The 24,253-nt window shown below is 33.7% G+C and carries 19 protein-coding genes; 10 read left to right on the forward strand and 9 right to left on the reverse strand.

Annotation, left to right across the window (positions count from 1 at the left end):
• Positions 1–2 precede the first annotated feature (2 nt).
• Positions 3–2,465 carry a TonB-dependent receptor gene (locus tag PBT89_RS11335; protein WP_270062007.1) on the reverse strand — a complete coding sequence of 821 codons (2,463 nt, stop codon included), beginning with the start codon at positions 2,463–2,465 and terminating at the stop codon, positions 3–5.
• Between the two features lie 209 nt (positions 2,466–2,674).
• Between PBT89_RS11335 and PBT89_RS11340 the strand changes: the two genes are divergently transcribed.
• Positions 2,675–3,466, forward strand: coding sequence for an HAD family hydrolase (locus PBT89_RS11340; protein WP_270060873.1), 792 nt, complete (start codon positions 2,675–2,677; stop codon positions 3,464–3,466).
• A gap of 35 nt (positions 3,467–3,501) precedes the next feature.
• Here the strand turns inward: PBT89_RS11340 and PBT89_RS11345 are convergent, their stop codons facing one another.
• Positions 3,502–4,176: a hypothetical protein gene (locus tag PBT89_RS11345; protein ID WP_270062008.1), complete on the reverse strand. Its 675-nt coding sequence runs from the start codon at positions 4,174–4,176 to the stop codon at positions 3,502–3,504.
• A gap of 112 nt (positions 4,177–4,288) precedes the next feature.
• On the reverse strand, positions 4,289–5,155 hold the full coding sequence (locus PBT89_RS11350) for a L,D-transpeptidase (protein ID WP_270062009.1): 867 nt from the start codon (positions 5,153–5,155) through the stop codon (positions 4,289–4,291).
• A 505-nt stretch (positions 5,156–5,660) separates the two neighbouring features.
• On the opposite strand from PBT89_RS11350, the gene PBT89_RS11355 reads away from it, so the two are divergent.
• Positions 5,661–6,599, forward strand: coding sequence for an oxidoreductase (locus PBT89_RS11355; protein ID WP_270062010.1), 939 nt, complete (start codon positions 5,661–5,663; stop codon positions 6,597–6,599).
• A gap of 90 nt (positions 6,600–6,689) precedes the next feature.
• Here the strand turns inward: PBT89_RS11355 and serA are convergent, their stop codons facing one another.
• Positions 6,690–8,582, reverse strand: a complete 1,893-nt coding sequence (gene serA / locus PBT89_RS11360; RefSeq protein WP_270062011.1) for a phosphoglycerate dehydrogenase — start codon at positions 8,580–8,582, stop codon at positions 6,690–6,692.
• Between the two features lie 325 nt (positions 8,583–8,907).
• On the opposite strand from serA, the gene sbcD reads away from it, so the two are divergent.
• The 3 genes from sbcD (at position 8,908) to PBT89_RS11375 (ending at position 14,559) form a co-directional block, all read left to right on the forward strand.
• Positions 8,908–10,131 (forward strand): exonuclease subunit SbcD, encoded by a 1,224-nt coding sequence (gene sbcD / locus PBT89_RS11365; RefSeq protein WP_270062012.1) that lies wholly within the window; start codon positions 8,908–8,910, stop codon positions 10,129–10,131.
• Positions 10,132–10,133: 2 nt separating this feature from the next.
• Entirely contained in the window at positions 10,134–13,157 is a 3,024-nt protein-coding gene (locus PBT89_RS11370) for an SbcC/MukB-like Walker B domain-containing protein (RefSeq protein WP_270062013.1), read from the forward strand.
• A gap of 124 nt (positions 13,158–13,281) precedes the next feature.
• A complete protein-coding gene (locus PBT89_RS11375; protein ID WP_270062014.1) occupies positions 13,282–14,559 on the forward strand; it encodes a carboxypeptidase-like regulatory domain-containing protein in 1,278 nt (425 codons plus the stop codon).
• 142 nt (positions 14,560–14,701) lie between these two features.
• Here PBT89_RS11375 and trhA read toward each other — a convergent pair whose 3' ends face one another.
• On the reverse strand, positions 14,702–15,358 hold the full coding sequence (gene trhA / locus PBT89_RS11380) for a PAQR family membrane homeostasis protein TrhA (protein ID WP_270062015.1): 657 nt from the start codon (positions 15,356–15,358) through the stop codon (positions 14,702–14,704).
• 243 nt (positions 15,359–15,601) lie between these two features.
• On the opposite strand from trhA, the gene PBT89_RS11385 reads away from it, so the two are divergent.
• Positions 15,602–15,793 (forward strand): hypothetical protein, encoded by a 192-nt coding sequence (locus PBT89_RS11385; protein WP_270062016.1) that lies wholly within the window; start codon positions 15,602–15,604, stop codon positions 15,791–15,793.
• Positions 15,794–15,885: 92 nt separating this feature from the next.
• Here the strand turns inward: PBT89_RS11385 and PBT89_RS11390 are convergent, their stop codons facing one another.
• From PBT89_RS11390 to PBT89_RS11400, 3 genes are read right to left on the reverse strand one after another with little or no spacing between them, the layout of a single operon-like run.
• On the reverse strand, positions 15,886–17,154 hold the full coding sequence (locus PBT89_RS11390) for a glycosyltransferase (RefSeq protein ID WP_270062017.1): 1,269 nt from the start codon (positions 17,152–17,154) through the stop codon (positions 15,886–15,888).
• A gap of 1 nt (position 17,155) precedes the next feature.
• The gene (locus PBT89_RS11395) at positions 17,156–19,003 is read right to left on the reverse strand and encodes an ABC transporter ATP-binding protein (RefSeq protein WP_270062018.1); all 1,848 of its coding nucleotides are present in this window, start codon (positions 19,001–19,003) and stop codon (positions 17,156–17,158) included.
• A 32-nt stretch (positions 19,004–19,035) separates the two neighbouring features.
• Positions 19,036–20,148, reverse strand: a complete 1,113-nt coding sequence (locus PBT89_RS11400) for a glycosyltransferase family 4 protein (protein ID WP_270062019.1) — start codon at positions 20,146–20,148, stop codon at positions 19,036–19,038.
• 297 nt (positions 20,149–20,445) lie between these two features.
• Here PBT89_RS11400 and PBT89_RS11405 point away from each other — a divergent pair, with 297 nt between their 5' ends.
• The 3 genes from PBT89_RS11405 (at position 20,446) to PBT89_RS11415 (ending at position 21,984) form a co-directional block, all read left to right on the forward strand.
• On the forward strand, positions 20,446–20,997 hold the full coding sequence (locus PBT89_RS11405; RefSeq protein ID WP_270060861.1) for a hypothetical protein: 552 nt from the start codon (positions 20,446–20,448) through the stop codon (positions 20,995–20,997).
• A complete protein-coding gene (locus PBT89_RS11410) occupies positions 20,997–21,407 on the forward strand; it encodes a hypothetical protein (protein ID WP_270062020.1) in 411 nt (136 codons plus the stop codon). Before PBT89_RS11405 ends, PBT89_RS11410 begins: the two co-directional genes overlap by 1 nt.
• A 124-nt stretch (positions 21,408–21,531) precedes the next feature.
• Entirely contained in the window at positions 21,532–21,984 is a 453-nt protein-coding gene (locus tag PBT89_RS11415) for a hypothetical protein (RefSeq protein WP_270062021.1), read from the forward strand.
• Between the two features lie 119 nt (positions 21,985–22,103).
• On the opposite strand, the gene PBT89_RS11420 is transcribed toward PBT89_RS11415, so the two are convergent.
• The gene (locus tag PBT89_RS11420; RefSeq protein WP_270062022.1) at positions 22,104–23,207 is read right to left on the reverse strand and encodes an SGNH/GDSL hydrolase family protein; all 1,104 of its coding nucleotides are present in this window, start codon (positions 23,205–23,207) and stop codon (positions 22,104–22,106) included.
• Between the two features lie 162 nt (positions 23,208–23,369).
• Here PBT89_RS11420 and PBT89_RS11425 point away from each other — a divergent pair, with 162 nt between their 5' ends.
• Positions 23,370–24,122, forward strand: coding sequence for a hypothetical protein (locus PBT89_RS11425; protein WP_270062023.1), 753 nt, complete (start codon positions 23,370–23,372; stop codon positions 24,120–24,122).
• The last annotated feature ends 131 nt before the right edge of the window (positions 24,123–24,253 follow it).

Here is a 24,253-nt window from a genome sequence, read left to right on the forward strand (position 1 = left end):
TTTTAGAATTTATAAGTAAAATTGGCTGCTAGATTTCTTCCAACCTGTGGATTAATTGTAGACCAACCATTATAATATTCTTCGTCGTTTAAGTTATTCAGCTTTAAAGTAATTCCAAATTTATCGGTCTGGTAAAATAAAGAAGCATTTAAAACAGTATAATCATCTAAAGTGAAAGTACCAGCGGTATTTCTATTGAAAATCATATTTTCACTACCATACATTCCTCCGAAACCTGCTCCAAATCCATTTAAAACATTCCCTGAGAATTGATAAGTTGCCCAAAGATTAGCTAAGTTTTGTGGTCCAGCACTTTCTGGTCGACGACCAAGAAAATCATCTCCGACAGAGGCTTTAGTAAGCTCACTCTCGTTATAACTATAATTTGCATTAATATTTAGTCCTGCTACAGGCGATGCTGTTATACTTGCCTCAAATCCACGGCTATATAACTCTCCACCCTGAGTGTACACTTGTGGTGCGATTGTTATAACTGTGTTGGAAACTTGTATGTCGTAATAAGAAAAAGTAGCAGCAACTTTATTATTTAAAAGATTCAATTTCACACCACCTTCCAGTTGCTTTGCATGCTCAGGATCAAATTCATAGTTTACAGAATTTCCATCCGAATCTTCACCTATTTGTGGTGATACATTACTAAACCCATCCTGATAGTTTGCAAAAAGAGAAACTTTATCTAAAATTGGTTGATAAACGATACCAAATTTAGGTGACCATGCCGTTTGGCTATTGCTTTCGCTTTCAAAACGATCTACTCGTAAGCTTGCCATTATCGATAATGCTTCGATGGGATTAAAAATATCTGAAACATAAGCACTGTAAATTTCCTGTCTTGAAATTGATGGAGTGATATCAGAATCGGCAAAAAGTGCATCTACACCAGGCTCAGATAAATTTCCGTTATCGTAATTGCTTAGGTAAGCATTTGGCTCTGTAATTCCATACACACTCTCATTAACGTTTTGTGCGCTGGCATCACCTATATAGATTAACCCATTTTGAAGATAACCCGTTCCGTTATTTCTAACCTCTTGATTGTAATAATCCAATCCGGCGACAATACGATTTCTCATTTCACCAATCTCAAAATCTCCAATAAAATTTTGCTGGATATCGCTTGTTAGCGTTGTAGAATTTTGATGGTTCATTTGTCGTCCAAAAACCACTCCGTCTTCTAACACAATTCCGTTAGCCGGGTTATCTCCTTTAAAAGCTGAAGTACCTTCATACAAATAAGAATAATACCCTTTTGCTTTTGCTGAACTTTGAGAGAAGGCCGTTTGCGAAGTCCAACTATCAGATAATTTATAATTCATCTGCGCTTGTATGCTGTACATTGGGTTTTCGATTCCTAAATCATCAGAAGTGTATGATTTCTTATTATTATAGCCTAATTCATCCAGGTTATTAACAGCTAATTCGTTTTCTCGATCTAAGAAAAGCATAGTTTGATTTGTACTTTCTACCTGATAAATTTCAGTATTAATCAAAAATGAAAGACGATCGTTTACTTGATACGATAAAGATGGTGCAAAGAAAAAAGATTTTCTAAATCCTGCATCCTGAAAACTTTCTTGAGTGTGATAAGCCGAATTTACTCTTAAATTCACACCTTCACTTAAAGGTAAATTAACATCTGCCGTTAATCGATTTAAACCATAGCTTCCTGAGGTATAAGAAATATTACCTCCAAAATGATTATATGGCTTCTTGGTAACCACATTAATTAGACCACCGTAAGAAATTACAGAGCTACCATACAAAGTTCCAGATGGCCCCTTTATAATTTCTAAAGCTTCGATATTCTGTGGATCTGGGCTACCATTTGTTAAAGCTGGTAAACCATTCGTTAAACTTGGTTGCACAGCAAAACCTCTTAAAGAATAATAACCTGCACCATCAGAACCTCTACCAGTAGATTCCCACAATTTGGTAATTCCTGCCGCATTTTTAAGTGCATCATCAAAGTTTGTTACTACCTGACTTTGCAATAACTCTGCAGAAATAGAATTATAAACCTGTGGATTTTCCATTCTGGAAAGTGGTAATTTCGATACATACACACTAGAGCTTTTAGTAAACTCATTCACTTTATTATCGGCATTAAGAAGTACTTCTCCCAATTGTTCTTCGCTACCTACTAATACAACTGGTGCGGCTTCAGTAATAACTCCGCCTTCTACATTAATATTTATTTCTGACGATTTGTAACCTACATAAGAAAATTTAATGGTATACGTTCCGGGGGCTACGTTACGCAATTCATAAAACCCATTGTTATTGGTTTCAGTTCCTCTAGAAGTACCCACTAAAGAGACATTCACATTAAAGATAGGTTCACTAGCACTATTAATCACCTGACCCTTAAGCGTTCCCGAATTCTGGGCAAATCCGAGAGAACAAATAAATAAAGACAAAAATAATAAAAGATGTTTCTGTGACATTTGTTACAAATATGTTTATTTAGACTTTTTTTAAATAACCCCGCAAATGTATAAATGCTTATCCACTTGAAAAAAATTATTAAGAATTATTTTAAATAAAAATCACTTCTATTTTTTGAAAAATCGCTTCTTAAAGAAACAATAAATTCATACTCCCCTGCTCCAATTCTGCTTATAAACAGCTATATTTAAGTTTTTAAAATATGGATATGATCAAACTAATTATAACAGATATGGATGGTACATTGCTTAATGATGAGCATAAAATCCATCCAGAATTTTGGGAAGTAGAGAAAAAACTGAGAGATAAAGGCATTATGTTTTCTGTAGCCAGCGGTCGCCAGTACTATAATCTAGCGTCCAAATTTGAGCAATTAAAAGGGCATATGATGTTTTTTGCTGAAAATGGGAGTTATGTAGTACATAAGGATAAAGAATTATACACCGATACCATGGATCGTGAACAGGCTAATGAATTTATTAAGCTTGGTCGCGAAGCCGAGAATTGTAATTTGGTCTTATGTGGTGTAAATTCTGCTTACGCGGAAAGCGAAGATGATGAATTTATCAATGAAGTAAGTAAATACTATAAACGACTGGAAATAGTTGAAGATCTTACCAAAGTCGATGATAAAGTTTTGAAAGTTACGCTATGTAATTTTGAGGGTGTAGAGGAGAACACATATCCAAAATTCGAAAAATTTAAGGATAATTATAAGGTAGCCATTGCTTCGAGAATTTTTATAGACATCATGTCGAATACCGCCAATAAAGGGAATGCAATAAAAGGCGTACAAAAAGAATTAAATATCTCTCCTGAAGAAACAATGGTTTTTGGTGATTATTTAAACGATCTAGAAATGATGCAAAATGCTAAATATAGCTATGCCATGAAAAATGCACATCCAGAAATTATTAAAGTAAGTAATTATATTACTAAATACGATAATAATGAAAATGGTGTGGTAGAAACTATACGTGAAATGGGACTTTTAGATTAAAGTAGCAATCAAAAAATCCCGTTATTACGGGATTTTTAGTTAATTATAATATTGGTTTTATCTACCCCGGTATTTCCTGTTTTAGCGTCAAAAGCATAAACAGTAATTGAATAATTACCTTTTTGTAAATCGATATTACCAGAAAATGTACTTGATTTTTCAGTCTGCTTTAATTCAATTTCCTTAAAAAATCCTTCAGACTCTACTACAGCATTTATTTCGAAGTCATTCGCATCCCAAAGCCCGCCTTCTTCAACAGGACAACCGCACATCATTACAATATTCGCCTTAATTTCCGTAGAAATTTCGCCGGGAATACGCTCGTGGGTTTGCGGACTCAAAATATCAATCACAAATCCCGGAATTTCAAGAATAACGCCGTTTCCCATAATATCTTTCCCCGGAATCACCCAAAGTTGAGTAGTAGATTTTATTGTTGCCTGTTTTTTATTGATCGGTGCGTAAGCTTCAATTTCGACAAAAGTAGGCTCTGAAATATCTAATTTAGCTAAAAATCCAGCGGTATTATCATCTGAAATTTCCTGATAACGCAACCTTGGTTGCTTCATTATCTTTTCTGAATTGCCCGTGCTTCCAGAGGTAACACCTTCAGATAAAATCTTTTTCGTTAACACCTCTCGTATTATAATTTTAGCGCCGCCAATAGATGTACCTATAAATTTGGCATCCTTTGCTTTGGCACGTACCATGATATTGGTTTGCGCAAAATTATTAATTGAATTAAAAAGAATTATAAGAGTTATCAGCCGAAGATGTTTCATCGTAGTTATATTTAATGGAAATATAAAAAACTTTAATGTACTACGTCAGCGGTTTTTCTAATTCCTCTGTTGTAACAAAGTTTTTAGCATCTTGTTTGTAAGATTTCACGTATTCCCCTAAAATTTTAATTTCATCTTCGGTAAAATCATTACTTTCTACGCTATCGGCTAGCTGTAGCCATGGTTTCTTTGCTTTATAATCGTAGGCACTAAAAACGATAAATGGCGTGCCATTTGCTTTAATGCGGTTGCCCTCGAGTGTCCACATATTTGCCCAATCATAGATAAAATTAGCATCGTCCATATATAACCTTACACAGGCATGACTGGCAGGATAACCAGGCAACGAGTATTGGTGAGTACCTACACCCTCAAAGTTCATAAAATTGAAATAATAAGGTAAAATCCAATCCTTGTTTACAGAGCTCACTTTACGTTTGGCTTTATAATTACCATAGTGTAAACCGTTTGGTGTTGGTGTCGACTTTTTACCACTACTTACCGGGCCCCATTTAATCAAATTTCCGCTTTCGTAAAGGCCAAAAGCCTGAATTCTTTGGGAGATTAAAACAAGTTTAGGTATAGTATCTACCATCCCTAATTTTTTGGGGAACGGGCTATAATCCATGATATCGTTACTTACAGAATCTGGAATAACAATTTCCTTCCCAGTCCAGAGTTTTCGTTTATCAATTCGATTTATAGCATAAATTGTTTTGCGCTGCTCTTCTGTAAATCGATTATTGAAACTATCTAAAGCGGTTTTAGATTTTAGAGAATCTATCGTATAAACCACGTCCAGTCGCTCAAATGGTGGTTCTATCTTTAAAGTATCTAAAACTTTCTCTGGAACTTCAACAATTTTGGTAGATTTCTCCTCCTTATTACAAGCTATCAGACAGCTCAAAATACATAATAAAATAAGCGAATTTTTAGTAAATTTCGTCATCATATAAAACAAATCCTCACAATAAGGGATTATTATTGTGATTCACAAATGTAGAGGATTACGTCTCTCAAAATTACTAAGAACGAGTTAATTATTTGTTGAATTCTTATTAAGAGATTTAATCAAAAAACAAATTGTTAGCATTTCATTTTTCCAGAGGAAGGAATTAATGTAGCGATAATAATAATTTAAAACACAAATATTATCAATTCATTTAATTTGAAGGCTATAAATTCTTTAATCTGTAATTATAGTTCGTTTAACAAAATAATCAAATTTTCAGTTTTACATTTATAGCTAGATCTCGTAAAAATTCAATTATTATAATCCGAAAAATGGAGAAAATTAACCTATAATGATCCTATTTAATTTTGAAAGATAGCGAACCTTTCTCCGTTTACCTGAACGCTAAATTGAGTGCTTCAACCAAAAAATCTGAATCAAATCCTCAAACAATTCTTCTATGAACTTTTGGTCTTTAAATAAAGCTAAAGATAAAACGGGTAAGATAGCCATTGTAACTGGTGCCAATGTAGGCATAGGTTACGAAACCACTAAAGGTTTGGCTAGTTTAGGCATCGAAGTTATTATGGCATGCCGTGATCTTAAAAAAGCAGAAAACGCAAAGCAGAAAATAATAAAGCTAAATCCTAAGGCTAAATTGAAGTTAATGGAAATTAATCTAGCAAGTCTGGATTCTGTACGATCTTTTGCTGGCCAGTTTAAATCCCAGTACGATAAGTTAGACATCCTGGTTAACAATGCGGGTATAATGATGACTTCTTTCCAAAAAACCGATGATGATCTGGAATTGCAAATGGCAACCAATTATTTTGGACATTTTTTACTTACCGGTTTATTAATTCCCGTTTTAGAAAATTCGTTTAGATCGCGTGTAGTGAGTCTTAGTAGTCTCGCTCATAAATGGGGAGACATTCGTTTTGACAATCTTAATGCAGAAAAAGGTTATGACAGGCGCCAATTCTATGCGCAAAGTAAACTAGCCTGCTTAATTTTTGCTTATCATTTAGATAAAAAATTGGTCAAAAAAGGATATGATATCCATTCTTATGCCGCACATCCGGGGGTTTCTAACACTAACCTTATGCAAAATTTACCTAAGTGGCTTAAATTTTTATCTCCAATTTTGATGCCTGTACTGTCTCAATCTGCAGAAAAAGGAGCTTTACCTGTTTTAAGGGCTTGTTTAGATGAAACTTTAAATGGTGGAGAATATATTGGTCCTTCAGGAAGAAAACAATATAAAGGCCACCCTGTAATTGTAGATTCAGATTATAATTCAAAAGAAAAAGATAAGGCAAAAAAACTTTGGAAAGTTTCTGAAGAAATTGTGAACTTTAAATATTTCCAGAAATCGCGGGATCAAGCTCAGGCCTCATAATCTTATTAAATCAATTAATATAGTACGAAAAACTAAAAAGCAGCATCAAAATGATGCTGCTTTTTATTCACATATAATAAAAAGAAAATCCTAGTAAAGAACTCTAAATCTAATTGTTCCCTCTATTCCTTTTAATTCTTTGATCACATCATTATCATATTCTTTATCAATATCTGTGATCACATAACCTATAGTTTCATTAGTTTTTAGATGTTGGCCAACCACATTAATATCGTTAGCTGCTAAAATTCTGTTCATATGCGCTATAATTCCCGGCTTATTATGATGAATATGAATTAGCCTATGTGCATTTTCCAATCTTGGCAACTGTAAATTAGGGAAATTTACACTATTGGTTGTTCCTCCTGTGTTTATATATTCTATAATTTTACCAGGAACGAAGTTTCCAATATTTTCTTGAGCTTCCTCTGTACTTCCACCGATATGTGGTGTAAGAATTACGTTTGGTAAACCTTTTAGTTTAGAAACAAATTCTTCGTTATTGGTTTTTGGTTCTTTTGGAAATACATCTACTCCTGCTCCTTTTATTTTCCCGGAAGAAATATGCTTATGCAAGGCTTCTATATCGATAACCGATCCACGACTTAAATTAAGTAAATACGAACCGTCTTTCATTAAAGAAAGTTCACGATCGCCAATGATATTCTTATTTTCTTTTCTACCGTCTACATGAAAGGTAACAATATCTACGGTTTGTAATAGTTCGTCTAAAGAACTGCACTTAGTTGCATTTCCTAAAGCTAAACGCTCTACAAGGTCGTAGTAGTAAACATCAAAACCTATACTCTCTGCCATTACAGAAAGTTGCGCTCCAATATTACCATAACCAACGATACCTAGTTTTTTTCCTCGAACTTCAAAACTACCAGTGGCAGATTTATTCCAAATTCCCTTATGCATTTCAGCAATACGATCAGACAGATTACGCATCAAGAAAATAATTTCTCCAATGGCTAGTTCTACAACAGATCGCGTGTTGCTATATGGCGCATTAAAAACAGCTATACCTTTATCAAGACAAGCTTCCAAATCGATTTGATTGGTACCAATACAAAACGCACCAACTGCCATTAAACGATTGGCATTTTCTAATACTTTTTTAGTGAGTTGCGTTTTAGAGCGTATTCCTAAAACATGAACATCTTTAATTTGCTCACTTAATTCTTCTTCGTCTAAAGCACCAGCAATTGTTTGTACATTATATCCTTCTTCCTTCATTATCGCCACGGCATCGGCATGTACATTCTCAAGTAATAATACTTTTATTCTGTTCTTTGGATACGAAATCGCTTTATTCATTTTGTGTAGATATAAAAATTCGTCGAAACTTGGAGTGATGTGATCGGCATTTTCAGTTACCTTATCACGTTCTACATTTTCGGTAAAGGCGTAAAATTTATTAGCAAGGCCGGCAGCTTTAATTTCATAATCTGTATAACCGTCGCCTATCACGTAAACATCGCCTTTAAGATCTAATGATTTTAATTGTTTTACCTTCCCATTGTTACTGCTTAATACATTATCGGTATTAAAACCTACAATCTTGCGGTTCTCATCAAATACAAAATCATTGGCAAAAACATGCTCTGCTTTAACCCCTAATTCAGCCACGATAGGAATAATAAATTCTTTAAATCCATTAGACATGATATAAATATTGTCACTATTTTCTCTAAAGAACTCTTCGTTGCGTCTAAAGGATTTAGAAATTCGGGTTTTTAGATTTTCAATAAGCGGTTCAAGATGCTTTTCTTCGGCTTCCAAAATATCAAGTCGCTCTCTAAGCGAATCTCTAAAAGCCAATTTCCCTTCCATTCCACGGTCGGTTAACGATTTAAGCTCGGCTAGCTTAGCTTCCTTATCTTTGGCGCCTGCCAGGGAAATTTCTCCCAAAACGTCCAAAGCTTCTACTTGCGTAAAAGTACTGTCGAAATCTATTACGTAATTTCTCTTAGTTTCCATTAGTTAATGTCGTTACTCTTTAATAATGAGTTTCCCAAAACTACTATTTTTAGTAGAGTTTACAGCTTTTTAATTCGTAAAAATCTAGTTAAATCCCAAGCAATCAAAGATTTTAAAAAGTCTTTATTTTTTAATCTGTTCAAAGATTTTTTGTAGATAAAAATCAAGGTTTTCAGGATTTTATTCAAAATACAATAATTTAAAAGACCAATTTATTTTTAGCAAAGCTTAGCTAAATGGTATTAGTCATTTTCAAATTGGATTTTTATTTAAATACCTTTGCTATTGTAAGCCTAACTTTTCTTTTTTAAACCTAAATTTCAGCATGAGAATTCTTCATACGGCCGATTGGCATATTGGTAAAAAACTGCATAAACATGATCTTTTTGCAGATTTTGATTTGTTTATCGACTGGCTTTGCCAACTTATTTCCGAAGAAAAAATAGAGGTTTTATTAATTTCCGGCGACGTTTTCGATCTTGCCAATCCTTCGTCTGATGCTCGTAAACAGTATTACCAGTCATTAATAAAATTGCAAAAATTAGACTGTAAGATTATTGCTACGGGTGGTAATCACGACTCCCCGGCCATGCTAGATGCGCCAAAAGAAATTTTACGCGAACTGGATATTACTATAATTGGTGGATTACCACAAAATTTGGAAGACACTATTATCCCTATTTTTAATGCTGAAAATAAAGCTGAATTAATAATTGCAGCAATTCCTTTTTTACGCGACGCAGATTTAAGAACCGCCAATGAAGGTATAACTTATGAAGACCGAATTGAAGCGATTCGAAACGGAATTCAGCATACTTTTGAAAAAGCAGCTGAAATTTGCCAAAATAAGTTTCCAGACGTGCCTTCGATTGCCATGGGCCATCTATTTGCGGCCGGCATCGAAACTTCAGAAAGTGAGCGTGATATTCAGATAGGAAATCAGGCGGCTTTTAATGCATCTCAATTTGGTAATTTCTTTAATTATGTTGCACTTGGGCATATTCATAAACCGCAACGCGTTTCAGCAGAAATTCCAGTTTTCTACAGCGGCTCCCCTATTCCACTTTCGTTTAGCGAACGAAAAGATGATAAGAGAATATTGATTTTGGATACTGAAATTTCTTGGGAACCTAAAAGTGTGACCGTTCCAAATTTTAGAAAATTGCTGAAAATTAGTGGCGATATTAACGAAATTGAATTGAAATTGAATACGTTGGAAGAACACGATCATCTGGATTATTTGATTGAAGTCGATTTGGTTGAAGAACAATATGACGCCCAAAAGATCTACGCTCTCGATGTCTTGGTAAACGGATTTAAAAAACCGGGATACGAAATTGTAAAGCAGCGTGCACAATTTAAAAATAAGTTGAAAGGAACAGCCGAGCTTTATGCGGAATCCCAGCAGCTAGAAGATCTAAAACCTACCGATGTTTTTGCTGAATTAGTAGGCGCACACGAATATGAAGAGGAAACTGAAAAAGAAATTTGGAGCGCTTTCAACGAAATATTAGAAGAAATTCACCAATCTGAAAATCCTGCCGACTAAGCATGAAAATCTTAAAAATAGAATTCGAAAATATCAATTCTTTACGCGGGCCGCAAAAGATAGATTTTACTGATAAACCTTTTTCTGCCAGTTCACTTTTTGCCATCACCGGGCCAACAGGGAGCGGAAAGAGCACGATTTTAGATGTAATTTGCCTGGCTCTTTTTAACCACGTGCCACGTCTTGGTAAGATCACTAAAAATGAAATTATTGCCAAAGGTGCGATTCTTACCCGCAATCAAAAACATGCTTCCGCTCAGGTCACTTATAGTTGCAAGTCAGGTATTTTCACTTCAAAATGGTCAATTTCAACCAATCGCAATGATAATCTAAGAGATTACGAAATGGAGATCGCCGATTTGGCGACCAATAAATTAATCGATCTTAAAAAGTCTGATGTTCCTGCGAAAAACGAAGCCTTAATCGGTTTAAATTATAACCAGTTTATCAAAGCGGTTTTGCTGGCCCAGGGAGAATTTGCGCAGTTTTTAAAAGTAAACAAAGCCGAACGTGGTGAGTTATTGGAAAAAATAACGGGAACCGGAATTTACCGTGAACTGGGAAAAAAAGCCTACGAAAAAAATAAAGATGCCGGTAAAGCCATTTTACAGCAACAGCAGGAAATCGAAATTATTCAAAAATCGTTGCTGAATGACGACGATCACGCTGAAATTTCTGAGAATTATAAAATTCAGCAAGCCGCTTGCGAACCGCTGGAAAAAGAGATTCAGAAAATATCGAAATTCGTTGAATTAAAACAAGAAATTAAAGATCAGCAGGCTAATATTGCTAAGATTGCTTCTGAAAAAACGCAGGCCGAGGAAAGCTTAAACCAGTTCCAGCAAAATTACGGTACATCACTCAGCGCTCACGAGAATTTACAAGAACACGCCAGCGATTTGCGAAACTGGAAACAAGGCAAAGAAAACGAAGCCTCGATCGCTAAAGAAATCACTGAAATAGAAACCAAGATTGGGAAAAATAAGCAGGCATTTTCAGGAATAATTACTGAAGTTTCAGAATTGGTAAAAACAGAAGTTTCAGCAAATGATTTTGAAATTAAGCTTAATGAATTTACTGAGAAAATTCAGCAATTTGAAGAAGAACGAAAGGAAAAAGGCCGCGAATACAAGAAACTAATGGATGAATTTAAGCTGAAAACTGCCGATCTACCGATCAATTTCAGTAAAAATCCAGAGGAAAATAATAAACAATTACAAGCGATTGGCAATTCGGCTGCTAACCGCATTAAAAATTATGAGATTGAATTATCGAATTTCGATCTTAGCGACACTGATGCTCTAAAATTTCAGCTAAAAGAACAAACTGAAAAAACACGGGCAGCACAAAAAGCGAACGCCAAAATCGATGAAAGCGACAAAGAATTAAAACGAATTGCTTCAGAAAAAACAACTATAGAAAAGCAAAGCGAAGCGCTTCCGAAGCAAATAAAAGATTTGAGTACCAAAGTTCAGTTTCAACAAAAAGATCTTGAAAATTTACAATTACAGCAAAAAAATCAGTTACTCGAAGCGAGATTAGAAGATTTACGCCATAATTTGGTAGACAATGAGCCTTGCCCGCTTTGTGGCGCCAAGCACCATCCTTTTGCAGATCACGCTCCTGAAAAAGACAGCGCATTAGAAGAAAAAATTGCGTTACTTCAGAAGGAATTGCAGCTAAATTTATCGAATCTAGCTAAACTTCAGGCGAATTTCGAAAGTTTTGATAAGCGACTGAATTCGCTTCAAAAAGAAGAAGATCGATGGAAAACCACTTCCGAAGAAAAAAGGAAAGCCTTTAAAACCAGCTTTAAAGATTTCGATTTTGCTACCGAAGATGTTTGGGAACAAAATATTGCGAAACTAAATGAGCAATTTGAACTGATTGAAAAGTGGGAAAAAGAACAGAAACAATTTGAGATTGCTCAAAATGCCATTCCAGATCAGCAAAAGGCGCAAGAACTGCTAAGTGATGCTTTTAAAATTAAAGCTGAACAAGAGAAGTTGTTTAAAGGGGACGATATTTTGGATAAAAATCGACTGTATCATCGCCAGTTTACAACGCTAAAACAAGAGAAAAAGTCTTTTGAGGAACAGTTGGAAATTTTAAAAAGCCGACATCAAAAATTAGCTTCAGAATTATCGATTTTGGAGCGTGAACTTTCGTCAGTTTTAAAAGAAAAAGGCTACGAAAATTTACAGCAGGCACTAAAAAATTTAATACCAGAAAAAGAATACTTACAGCTTAGAGAACAGCGCGAAAAAATTCAGCAAAAATTATCAGAATTAAATACTTCCTATAATTTACTAAAGCAGCAATTAGAGGAGAAGCAAAAGCTAGATATCCACGAAACCTCAGCTGAACTACAGGAGCAATTGGCCGAAAAACGCCAAAAGTTAAAAGACATTAGCGAAGTTTGTAAAGGACTTTATAGACAGTTAGAAAACCAAAAAGATAACCTGCAAAAACTGGGTGAAATTAGAGAAGGAATTGCCGAAAAAGAGCAAAAAATAAAGCGCTGGCGATTGCTAAATGAACTAATTGGTGATGCGACCGGAAGAAAATTTAATGAATTTGCTCAGGATTTAACGCTCACGCAACTTATTGCTTTGGCCAACAAGCGACTTGCCGATCTTAGCGATCGTTATATTATAGATAAACCTTTAGATGAAGAAGATGATGGTTTGGTGGCCATTGATGAGCACATGGGCGGGCAACGACGCTCAGTAAAAACGCTCTCTGGCGGTGAAACATTTATTTTGAGTTTATCGATGGCATTGGCGCTATCTGATCTTGCATCCAAAAACGTAGAGATTAATAGTTTGTTTATCGACGAAGGTTTTGGAACGCTAGATCCTGAAACTTTAGACCAGACGCTAGACACTTTAGAAAAATTACAGGCCGAATCGTCTAAAACCATTGGAATTATTAGTCATGTAGATTCGTTGAAAGAGCGCATTGCGACGCAGGTAATGCTTACCAGAAATGGGCAAGGTTATAGTTCTATCACTATTAAAAATTAATATTTATAATTTCGCATTCGTAAAAGGTTTTAGTTACTGATTTAACATTTAAAATGTTATAAATTAGATATTTATCAATATATTTAGAGATACTTAACAAGTATTTAATTAAAACCATACAGTAATGAAAGCAAAAATTAATACTCTACAAGGTTTTTGTTTTTCTGTTTGGTTACTGACTTTCCTAATGGTAAGTCCGGTTACGGCGAAAAGCCTACCTACAGAAAATAGCGATCCTTATCAATCTTTTAAAGGACAAGTAATAAATGCCTTTACAGAAGATCCAATTCAGTCTGCGCACATCAATGTAAAAGGCACCACGATTTCTACAATTTCAAATTCGGATGGCGAGTTTTCGCTGAAGCTGCCAGAAGATATGACAGATGCTCTAATTAGCATTTCTGCACTTGGCTATCAAACTAAAGAACTTCAGTTAGATTATTTTAAGCGTGCAAATGTGATTATAGCCATGCAGGAGAGCGTGCAGGAATTAGACGAAGTTAGTGTTTACACTAAGGGAGATGCCACGGAATTGGTTAGAAATATGATGTATAATCGTGATGAAAATTATGTAAGTGACAAAGCTTTAATGACTGCATTTTATAGAGAAACTATTAAAAAAGGAAACCGAAATATTTCTTTATCTGAAGCAGTTACAGAACTGCATAAACAACCTTATCTTTCTAGCAAGGATGATGATATTTCTATTTTAAAAGCAAGAAAAAGCACCGATTATAAGCGTCTGGATACGGTTGCTTTAAAATTACGCGGCGGGCCTTTTAATGCACTCTATATTGATGTGATGAAGTATCCTCAATTTCTTTTTGATATTGATAAATTAGATAAGTACAGTTTTACCTACGATAAACCTACCAAGATTGGTGAGCGAAGATTGCATGTAGTAAATTTTAAACAAAATGAAAGGGACAGACCATGGTATTTTGGCAAACTATTTATCGATAGTGAAAGTTTCACTTTGGTAAAAGCGGTTTATAGTTTAAATACCGATAATCGCAGGGTAGCAAGCAGAATGTTTACCAGCAAAAAACCGAACGGTGTAAGAGTACATCCAGATAACATCCAATATCAAGTAGACTATCGTGAAAAAGATGGTAAATGGTTCTATAGTTACGGAAAAGCAGATCTGGAATTTGTAGTAAACTGGAAACATAAAATCTTTAATTCTCGCTACAAAGTACATAGTGAGATGGCCATAACAGAATGGGAAAAATCGAATATCATTATTTCACAAAACAAAGATTTTATAAAACCTGCTATTGTTATGGTAGATGATATTGATGGATTTGCTGATGTAAATTTTTGGGGCAGTAACAATATTATAGAACCCGATAAAAGTATACAGAATGCTATTGAAAAAATTCAGAGAAAAATAATAGATTAAAAATATTGCTTCTTTTGGAAAATTCCTGAAGAACTAAAGATGGTTTAAGTTGTTTGGATTGAAGAACGGGATGAGACCTAATTTTATGGGCTTATCCCGTTATTTTTTTGAAATTAGATCAGCTAATTGGAGAAAATAATTTTTAATTGTTGGGGATTACATGATAATAAATAGCCCAAAAATGACAAAATGTACCGAACAATACAAATAAATGAAAAATCGCATGGTTGAATTTTAATCGATCGATGCTAAAAATTATTGCTCCGGCGGTATAAGAAATTCCGCCTGCAAAAAGCCAAAACAAACCATCTCCAGACAGATTATCCAGCAAAGGTTTTACGGCAAATACTATAATCCATCCCATCGCCACATACATAATTGTGCTTAAGGTTTGAAATTTGCCGGTAAAAAAGAATTTTAAAATGACTCCGGTTACCGCAAGTCCCCAAATAACTCCAAATATTATCCAACCTATAGTTCCTCTTAGCGTTACAAGCGCAAAGGGTGTGTACGTTCCCGCAATAAGAATATAAATTGAAGCATGATCTAAAATATTAAGTTTATACCGAAGTTTACGCTCTCTAACACTATGATAAAGTGTAGAGGCGGTATAAAGAATGATCATACTACAACCAAAAATCCAAAAGCTTATTTTTAATATGGTACCACCAAGTTCTGCCGACTTAATTATAAGCAAAATCGATCCAAGAATACTCAACAGCAAACCTAGAGCATGCGAAATTATATTAACTCGCTCTTCAGATTTGGTGTAATATTTAATTCTATCGCGATCCCTCATTCTAATTATATTCACTTCAAAAATAAGTATTTTAAAGATTAATTTTTTATGTAGAAATATTTTGGTTTAGGATTATTCTTCTACAAGTTTAAAAATCATAAAAATTTGGTTTCTTTTTTCTGCCTAGACAAACTCAACAAATTATGAGTTTTATTTACCATAAGTTAATATAGAAATACTTCCATTTAAAATTCAGCTAACTTAGTAAAGGCAAGCAGAAATTAATTTTGAAAAAAAATAATTATGATTTCAGAAGAGAAAAAAGCACTGCTAGATACTATTAACTTCCCAGTGAATTACGAGAAGAACGGACAATCGATAAAAGATGCAAACGGACTTTTTGTTTGTGATGTAAGAGGTTGGGGAAAATTCAATTTATGGATAAAGCAGAAGAACGACATGATGCTATTGGATCTATTATCGCAGAACTTTTAAATGATTTTAAAACTTCTGAACAGACCAGTGTGAATGAAAAATAATATTTAAATATTCATTTCAAAATTAGTAATCTTAATAAGATAAAAACTCTAAGCGGCTCTAAAACTATTTTTAATAATTCGTGTTTTATTTTTCAAGAATAAAATAAACCGAATAATCAGGTTTTTCTTCATTCTCTTAATTTCTCTTTGCAGATGTGCATTTTCAGCTTTTACAAACTGTAGTTGATTAAGAAGATATGCATTTTGAGTTGAGATAAGATCGCCACTAGCTTTATAAATATCATCCAGCCTATATTGCATGATTTGACCTATGTTTTTAAACGAAAACTCCCTTTCCATATAAGCCTTAGCTTTATGTGCTTTAAAATCTCTACATGATTTATTGAAGTAGGCTTCTTTTAATTTTGCAATTGCATCTTCTAAAAGTGGATGTCCCCAGATGGTATTAGCACAAAAGTTCTTATCTGCCTTCTCAATTGATCCTAATTTATAATCTACCAAAAAACTATTCTCTGCATTCATAAACTGCGTATTACCCGAATAATTGGTAGCTATGGTTGGCTTCCCTAAGTACATCGCTTCAGCAAGGGTTAAACCAAAACCTTCAGAATGATGCATAGAAACATAACAATCGCAATCATTAATTAAGTGATTTATACCATCTTTTTCTAAATCGACATCATAAATTTTGATGTTCTTATGCGAGGATGCTATTTTCAGTAATTGGGTATTTTCCTTTCTAAAAGCCATTGCCCCTGATGTTTTAATAATCAATTCTACCGAATCATTTTCTGAAAACGCTCTGTTAAATGCTTCAACAAGGAAAATTGGATTTTTCCTTTCCATCGAACTGTGATAACTGAAAATAAATAGAAAACTGAATTTAGTAGGATCAAAAAAGTTACGACCGATGTTCTTACCAATACCATTTAATTTAAAAGCCACCGGATGCGGAACGATTGTGATTGGATTATTATAAACCCTTTTAAATATCGATTTACAAAAAGAGGAAGCTGTCCAAATTTCATTAAATAAGCTGAGATTTTCGGAATGTTCTGGTGGTAGATACTCCGACTCCCACATTAAAAATAAGATGGTATATCTAAATTTGAATAATTCTGGATCTATAATTCTGAAAAAATTATCTAAATCTTTCAAAGAAATTTGCACTAAACTTACCGAATATTTGAACTCGACAACAAGATCTGGATTTTTCTTGATCTTTTCATAATCAATCAAATGAAGCGGTATGGCCTGACTTTTGGCTGCCTCAATATTTAATCGTACAGCTTCTCCCAAACCAAATTCGCCATCTATATATCCAATGATGTTTAAACCTTTATTCTTTGTATTCATATTAATTTGCTAAAACAGGAGCGGTATTTAATGATTGTAGAAAAACAAGATTTTTATACGTACCATTTTGTGCTAATAGTTCGTGATGTGTTCCTTTTTCGATAATCACTCCGTTCTTCATTACTACAATTAAATCGGCATTTTGAATTGTTGAGAGTCGGTGTGCAATTACAATAGATGTTCTATTTTCCATCATATTCTCCAAAGCATCCTGCACCAGTTTTTCCGATTCTGTATCTAAAGCTGAAGTTGCTTCATCAAGAATCATAATTGGGGGATTTTTCATGACTGCTCTTGCAATCGCTATTCGTTGCCTTTGCCCTCCTGATAATTGATATCCTCCATCCCCGACGCTGTATTGATAGCCCTTAGGAAAGGAACTTATAAAATTATGGGCGTTAGCAATTTTTGCAGATTCAATGATTTTACTTTCTTCCGGGTTTTCTATACCTAAAGAAATATTATTAGCGATAGTATCATTAAATAATATTGAATCTTGCGCCACAATCCCCATTTGATCTCTTAAAGAAGCTGCAGTTACATTTTTAATATCAACACCATCAAATGTTATGCTGCCCTCGGTAACATCATAAAAACGAGTTAGTAAATTGGCTAATGTTGATTTCCCACTTCCCGATTCTCCTACCAAAGCCACAACCTTACCTTTTGGAACGGTCAGATTAAAATTCTTTAAAACATAATCATCCTTATATTTAAAAGAAACATTAGTAAATTTTATTTCTTTATTAAAACCTTTGATAACCTTCGCATCCGGTTTTTCTTCTAATGGATCTACTGCATCAAGAATTAAAGCGACCCTTTCGTAAGCAGCGTTCCCACCCTGTAAAGCATGATTTGCTTTGGTTATTGCTTTAGCCGGCGTTAAGATCTGATAGGCCAATCCCATATACGCAATAAAGGCACCTCCGCTTAAAGACTGATCGACCAAGACTAAAGATCCGCCATAAATTAGCAGAATTGAAATGGCTAAAATCCCAAGAAATTCACTAGCCGGTGCAGCAAGGCTCATGGTTTTACCTATCGAATTATTCAGGTTGTTTATATTGTCTGTAAATTCAAAAAACTTTTTAGAAAAGAAACGTTCAGAATTAAAGTTTTTGATAATTTTTATTCCGCCTAAAGTTTCTTCGATATTCGATAAAAGCTCACCTTCCATCGCAAAAATATTCCCTGATTGACTTTTTATTCCTTTTGTAATTTTAGTAATAAGAAACCCGGAAATGGGAATAAAAAAGAAAACAAAAATAGTCAACTTCCAACTAATTGCTATCATTCCTAAGAGTGTAAATAGAATCGTTAATGGTTCTCTAACCATCATTAAAACACTCATAAAAGAGACTTTAATGGTATTAATATCAGACGTCATTCTAGCAATTAAATCTCCTTTTCTTTCATTTGAAAAAAAAGCTACGTTTAAGCCTATAACTTTATTGTAAACATCTTGTCTTAAATCTTTTAAGATTCCATTGTTTAAATAAGTCATGTATAAGATAGAAAGATAATTGAACAGGTTCTTTAGCAGAAAGGTACTTAACACAAATCCCACTACGATAATTAAAGTGAATAAAGGCCCTTTAGTAATTTGTGTTGTGGTAATAAAGTAATTTAGATAATCCTCGAAATAATGAAGATCAAAATCCCTAATGCCTTGGTAAACCGGCTTTACGGTTAATTTTTCGCCATCTTCAAACAGCACCTTTATCATTGGTAGTAAGGATAACATAGATAGTGAAGAAAAGAGCGCATATAAAATATTGAAAACAATACTTAAAATCTGATAATTTCTATATGGAATAAGATATTTGAGAAATCTTTTAAAATTTTTCATTGGTAGTGAGGTAAATAGATGAAATTCTAAACTTATGCTTCAAGAATACTCTTGTACACATTAATGTATTCTTTAGCCGCTTTTGTCCAGGAGAAACTTTTGGCACGTTCAGCATAAATTGAGGTATAGTTCTCTCGATTATCTTCGTATGTCGACATTCCCTCTTCAAATATATTAGCCATATATTGTGGATCGAAGTTTTCCCAATAAAAAGAATGTTCCCCTCCTATTTCAGGCAAAGAAGAAAGACTGGAAAGAAATACAGGTTTACCAAACGTCATTGCTTCTATCACCGGTAATCCAAAACCCTCTCTTAAAGAAGGAAAAGCAAATGCTAAACAGTTTTTATAATAAAAAACCTTATCGGCTTCACTAATATGGCCGGCTAAGAAAACTCTGTTTTCTAGTTTATCTTCTTTGATTTTTAATTTCAATTTTTCAGCATATTCGCTTTTTACTCCTCCTGCAATAATGAGGTTTATACCTTTAAGATATTTAATCATTTCCACCAGTGTATGAAAATTCTTTTTTTCATCTACCTGTCCTATGCAAAAAATAAAAGGCCTTAGAGATTCATTTTTACCGGCGGCAACATCGGTTATCGCTAAGCTGCCTGCCATAGAATTGCCATTATAAATTATATGCTCTGGCACTTTGGGTACATCAAAATATTGATGTGTTTGATTTTTTGTGTATTCTGAAATATATACTAAAGCCGAGCTTCTGTCTAATTTTTCTTTAAATAGCTTAATTCTGGTTTCTAAGCGTTTACCTTTATCCTCTTCCATAAAATTTATATCATGTATCGTAAGCAGATAAGGAATTTGATTTGAAAAAGGTTCGATCTTTGTATTTTGATTTACAGAATGCCATAAATTAAACTTACGCTTAATTCGAAAAAATGGATACCTGGTAATCTGATGATAAGTATGATAACGTAGATTATTCCCAATTTTACGTTTCGCAACAGTATTATTACAGTTTAAGGTTATCTCGTGTTCTGTTAAAAATTCACTTTCATCACTTAGGGATTTAGCCAAATTCAAATTGAATTGTCCAAAACCGGAATAAAGATTTTGAATGTTGTGAGTTTCTAAGAACACCTTCTTCAAGCATTTCGAGTCTTTACCAAAAAGTGTTTGCATAGGTTTTCAAATTAGATAATAGGGGGTAGATTTTTAGTAAGCCTACATTTTCAAGATGAATAAACTCTAATTTGGTTGCGTTAAATAGGAATTTTGGTATATTATTTTTTGTCTAGAGCAAATAATTAAATGATTACCAAATATTTGAATTGTGATTTTTTTTTTAAAAAACTGAATACACTTTCTTAGCGAAGTAGTCATGTTTATTTAAAGCAGCACATTTTAATTAATAATTATACTTCAACTTTTCAATTTTGATTTCATTCGAATCTCAATATCTTTGTTGAAAATTTAGTATTGAAAAAGATTTTTAGAACCATTTCTTTCTTTTTATTCATCGGGTGTCACCTTGCATTCCTTACTTCCGTTTTGTTTGAAAAGGTCAATAATCTTTGGCTAATATTAGGAGTGCTTTGTGCTAGCATACTTATAACTTATGCCTACTACCATAAAAGTATACAAGAGGAAGAACATTTTTTAGACGATCTTCAAGATATCGTATATATTAGCTTTGGAGGTTTATTAACCTATTTTATTAGCACCAATTTAGAATTTGGAGCGGTAATCGCTGCTGGTTTTACAGGAACGCTTGCGTCTTACTTACCGTCGTTTTCTAAAAATTCGAAATGGCTTAAAAGAACTCCGGTTCCGCTTTACTGCGGTGCTTTTGTTGGGATGACGGCACCTAGCGTCTCATCTGGATATACCTTTATTATTTTCACCTGTTTTCTAACCGGTGTACTATTTATTTCAGCAAAAAATGTTTTTAATGGATTTGGAGGGAAACTAGGCACGATAGCTTTTGGGGGTGTAGCTTTATCCTCATTAATCATTTATCTTCTTTTCTAATGGAAACGATATTGCTAACCTTAACCGGAATTTTTGGAAGTTTGCTTACCTGGTTTATCAATAATCATAAAGCACAAGGAGCCGTTAGAGCTTCAGCACTCCCCTCTTTAGTAGTTGGATTATTTTTCTATATTTTTCCGAATGTAGTTTCTGAATATCTTACAAAAAATGTTCCGCTTGTTTTTATTGGTGCTTCGTTTGTGGGCATGGTTTCCATTAATATTATCTCAAAATGGTTTTACGTAGCTATTTCAGGATTAATTTTTAGCATTATTTATCTTAATACCGGTAAGTTTTTTAATGGATTTGGTGGCGCATTGGGCACCACGGCATGTATTTCGGTTTTAGTTGCTATTGGCCTGGCCAGGATTATCGAGCACCGCGGCATTAAAAAGAAAAGAAATCTTTGATCATTAACGATGGTTTTTAAAATTTAAGCTATTATGCCTGGTCATACTAATGATTTCAATAAATAGAAAGTCCACATTCGGAAATTAATTTTTCTATTTTTGTTTTAAATTGAACTTAATTCTTATGGAATTAAAACGTATAAAGCCAAGAGCTGATATTGCACAAAACAAAAAGTCTTATAAGACTTTTTCGCAATTTATGGGTTTCACGGAAGTGATTAAACAACATGAACTTACCGATCCTGTAATTGAAAAACTTAATGTTGAAATTGATAAAGTCAACGAAGCTCCCATCAAAAAACTGAAAAACCAGATAAAGAAAAGTCAGTTAAAAATGCTACAAATTATTGAGAAGGATTTAAAACTAGTTCCTAAAAACTATTATCAAAATACCTGGATTGCTATTGGTATTTCTGCAATTGGTATTCCTTTAGGGACTGTTTTCGGCTTAGTACTAGATAATATGGCATATTTGGGACTTGGTATTCCTATTGGTTTAGCCATAGGCTTTGCAATTGGTTCCCAAAAAGATAAAAAAGCAAAAGAAGAAAACCGACAAATGAATATGGAGGTGTAATACTTCAAATTTGATAAATCCGAGATAATTCTCGGTAAATAAATCTTCAGCAAAATTGTATAAAAAAAGCCAGAAATATTTACAATTCTGGCTTTTCTAGTTTAATTTCTTCGGAAGAATTATTTTTTTGATTCCAAAATATCTCGATAAAATGGCACAATTTGATCTGCCATCATTTTATCTTCTTCAATAGATGGATGCGCACCACATCCAGTTTCAGGAATCGGTTCAAAATCAAAAATATGTATTTTCTTCCCTTCTCCTTCAAAATAACTAGCTACGCTATCTAAGCATCTGTGTAAAATTTCTTCTCGTTCTCCAGACACCATAGGGCTATCCAGTATGGCAATTTCTGGATTATCTCTTGTATCGATTAAATGCTTTACAAATTTGATATAAGCACCAACGTAATCATCTTCGCTAAATGGTAAACGTTCATGTTTACCATCTCCATCTGATAAATCGTTAGTTCCTAAATTGATACTTATTAAATCTGGATTAAAATCTTTGGAAGTATAACTTTTTGAACTATCCTCGTTAAGATAAAGATTGTCATAAACATCTGGCACTGTTGGTCCAGGAACGTCCCAATTTCTATACATTCCCCAACCTGAAATTGAAGACAATACAAAATCGGCATCTAATCTATTGGCAGCAAGGGTAGCATAAGAATAGTACGCATTGTGAGAATCAAACCAACCGCCTTCGTCACATGGATACTCTTTATTATCATTCCCAAAACCAGAGGTAATCGAATTTCCTATAAATTCAATTTTGGCTTCCGGTTTAGCAGGTGCTTTTGCCAGATTTTTAGCTTTAATACCGCTTAACACTAAATTACCCGTACTGGCTTCTGTAGCTTTATACAACTCTACTATCGTATCGTTTTTACTAACCGGGATTTGCATTGAATTTATAGTATCTCCCTCTACAATGGTTTTACCTTTATATTCACCATTTACTGCAACCGCCCAAAATGCATGTTGCTTAGGATCGTCGGTTTTAGAATACACTACGATGGTATCTTCTATTGTATTTTTAAAAGTAACTTTAGAGGCTGGGCTAATCATTACCAAAGAGGAATCTCTTTGATCGGTTCTTCCAGAGATCGCAAAGTATTGAGCGTCTTGTGGTGAATGTAATTTAGCCTGATGCTCTTCTTTTGTTTGCTTACAACTTAATAAGCTAGATATGGCAGCTAGGGTAAGTAAAATTTTCTTCATATAAAATGATGTTCTAATAATTACAAATTCTAATTAAAGTAAAAATAAACTTAATTTTAGAACCTTAAATATTTCCTGTCTTTTTTAATTGATTCGATAAAAAAATTGTAATCTCGCGTTTTGATCAACAAGCCCTTTAAATCTATAAACTTTCATTCCTTTATGAATAAGTCGCTAAAAATAATTTCGTTTAGTATTCTGCTTGCAGCTCTTATTTTGAGTTGTAAAACTTTAAATGTGGCCTCTAACACTAATTTTTGTGTTTTAAAATGGGGAATGTTAGGTGTGATAAAGCAAGATATTATTCGATTTTATGAGGTTGAAGGAGATCAATGGCAACAATGTGATACGCCAGATTTTAAAATTCCAGAAAATGATGATCTTCTTTTTGTAGGTGTAGGAAAAATTGGTGTCATTAAAGATCAGGATATTTCATTTTATTCAGTGAATAATGAGGGAAATTGGGGAAAGAACTCAACGCCGGCTTTTCATTTAAAGAAACATCAAAAAGCGATGTCTGTTGGTTTAGGAACAATTGGTATTATTGAAAATAAAAAGATTAGGTTTTACGATACGAAAGAAGGTGCATGGACAAAAATTGATGATAAAGTTAGTGATTTTGACCTTCCAGAAAATGGTAAAATTGTCCCGCTAATGCTAGACCCTTTAGGCATAGCCTCTATTGGAATTGTAAACAATCAGGATTTGAAGATTTATCACTACAATACTAATTCCAAAACCTGGATTTTAAGTGATCTAGATTTTACGCTACCAAAATACGATGAAATTGTCTCAGTTGGTTTTGGCAATATTGGTATAGCAAATGGAGAGAAAATAAAGTTCTTGCCGCTAGAAGCTATAATGAATAATAAGCTAATTCGCGATAAAATTCCAGAGATTCCAGATTTTAAATAATTCCCCAAAAACACCTTATTTTCCTTAAAAATTGAGCTGACAATAATCTTATTGATCATTTCTTCGGAAATTAATATTGAATAAAATCAGCATAGATTTTATTTTTTATTCTGAAAACTTTCAGTGCTTTA

The sequence above is a fragment of the Zunongwangia sp. HRR-M8 genome (genome assembly GCF_027594405.1).
GTDB lineage: Bacteria > Bacteroidota > Bacteroidia > Flavobacteriales > Flavobacteriaceae > Zunongwangia.

What these genes read in the sequence shown, in the direction of transcription:
- PBT89_RS11425 (WP_270062023.1), top strand. Translation starts at nt 23,370, where the DNA reads ATGAATAAGTCGCTAAAAATAATTTCGTTTAGTATTCTGCTTGCAGCT.
- PBT89_RS11420 (WP_270062022.1), bottom strand. Translation starts at nt 23,207, where the DNA reads ATGAAGAAAATTTTACTTACCCTAGCTGCCATATCTAGCTTATTAAGT.
- PBT89_RS11385 (WP_270062016.1), top strand. Translation starts at nt 15,602, where the DNA reads ATGATTTCAGAAGAGAAAAAAGCACTGCTAGATACTATTAACTTCCCA.
- PBT89_RS11400 (WP_270062019.1), bottom strand. Translation starts at nt 20,148, where the DNA reads ATGCAAACACTTTTTGGTAAAGACTCGAAATGCTTGAAGAAGGTGTTC.
- PBT89_RS11340 (WP_270060873.1), top strand. Translation starts at nt 2,675, where the DNA reads ATGATCAAACTAATTATAACAGATATGGATGGTACATTGCTTAATGAT.
- PBT89_RS11375 (WP_270062014.1), top strand. Translation starts at nt 13,282, where the DNA reads ATGAAAGCAAAAATTAATACTCTACAAGGTTTTTGTTTTTCTGTTTGG.
- sbcD (WP_270062012.1), top strand. Translation starts at nt 8,908, where the DNA reads ATGAGAATTCTTCATACGGCCGATTGGCATATTGGTAAAAAACTGCAT.
- PBT89_RS11355 (WP_270062010.1), top strand. Translation starts at nt 5,661, where the DNA reads ATGAACTTTTGGTCTTTAAATAAAGCTAAAGATAAAACGGGTAAGATA.
- trhA (WP_270062015.1), bottom strand. Translation starts at nt 15,358, where the DNA reads ATGAGGGATCGCGATAGAATTAAATATTACACCAAATCTGAAGAGCGA.
- PBT89_RS11345 (WP_270062008.1), bottom strand. Translation starts at nt 4,176, where the DNA reads ATGGTACGTGCCAAAGCAAAGGATGCCAAATTTATAGGTACATCTATT.
- PBT89_RS11410 (WP_270062020.1), top strand. Translation starts at nt 20,997, where the DNA reads ATGGAAACGATATTGCTAACCTTAACCGGAATTTTTGGAAGTTTGCTT.
- PBT89_RS11370 (WP_270062013.1), top strand. Translation starts at nt 10,134, where the DNA reads ATGAAAATCTTAAAAATAGAATTCGAAAATATCAATTCTTTACGCGGG.
- PBT89_RS11390 (WP_270062017.1), bottom strand. Translation starts at nt 17,154, where the DNA reads ATGAATACAAAGAATAAAGGTTTAAACATCATTGGATATATAGATGGC.
- serA (WP_270062011.1), bottom strand. Translation starts at nt 8,582, where the DNA reads ATGGAAACTAAGAGAAATTACGTAATAGATTTCGACAGTACTTTTACG.
- PBT89_RS11335 (WP_270062007.1), bottom strand. Translation starts at nt 2,465, where the DNA reads ATGTCACAGAAACATCTTTTATTATTTTTGTCTTTATTTATTTGTTCT.
- PBT89_RS11395 (WP_270062018.1), bottom strand. Translation starts at nt 19,003, where the DNA reads ATGAAAAATTTTAAAAGATTTCTCAAATATCTTATTCCATATAGAAAT.
- PBT89_RS11415 (WP_270062021.1), top strand. Translation starts at nt 21,532, where the DNA reads ATGGAATTAAAACGTATAAAGCCAAGAGCTGATATTGCACAAAACAAA.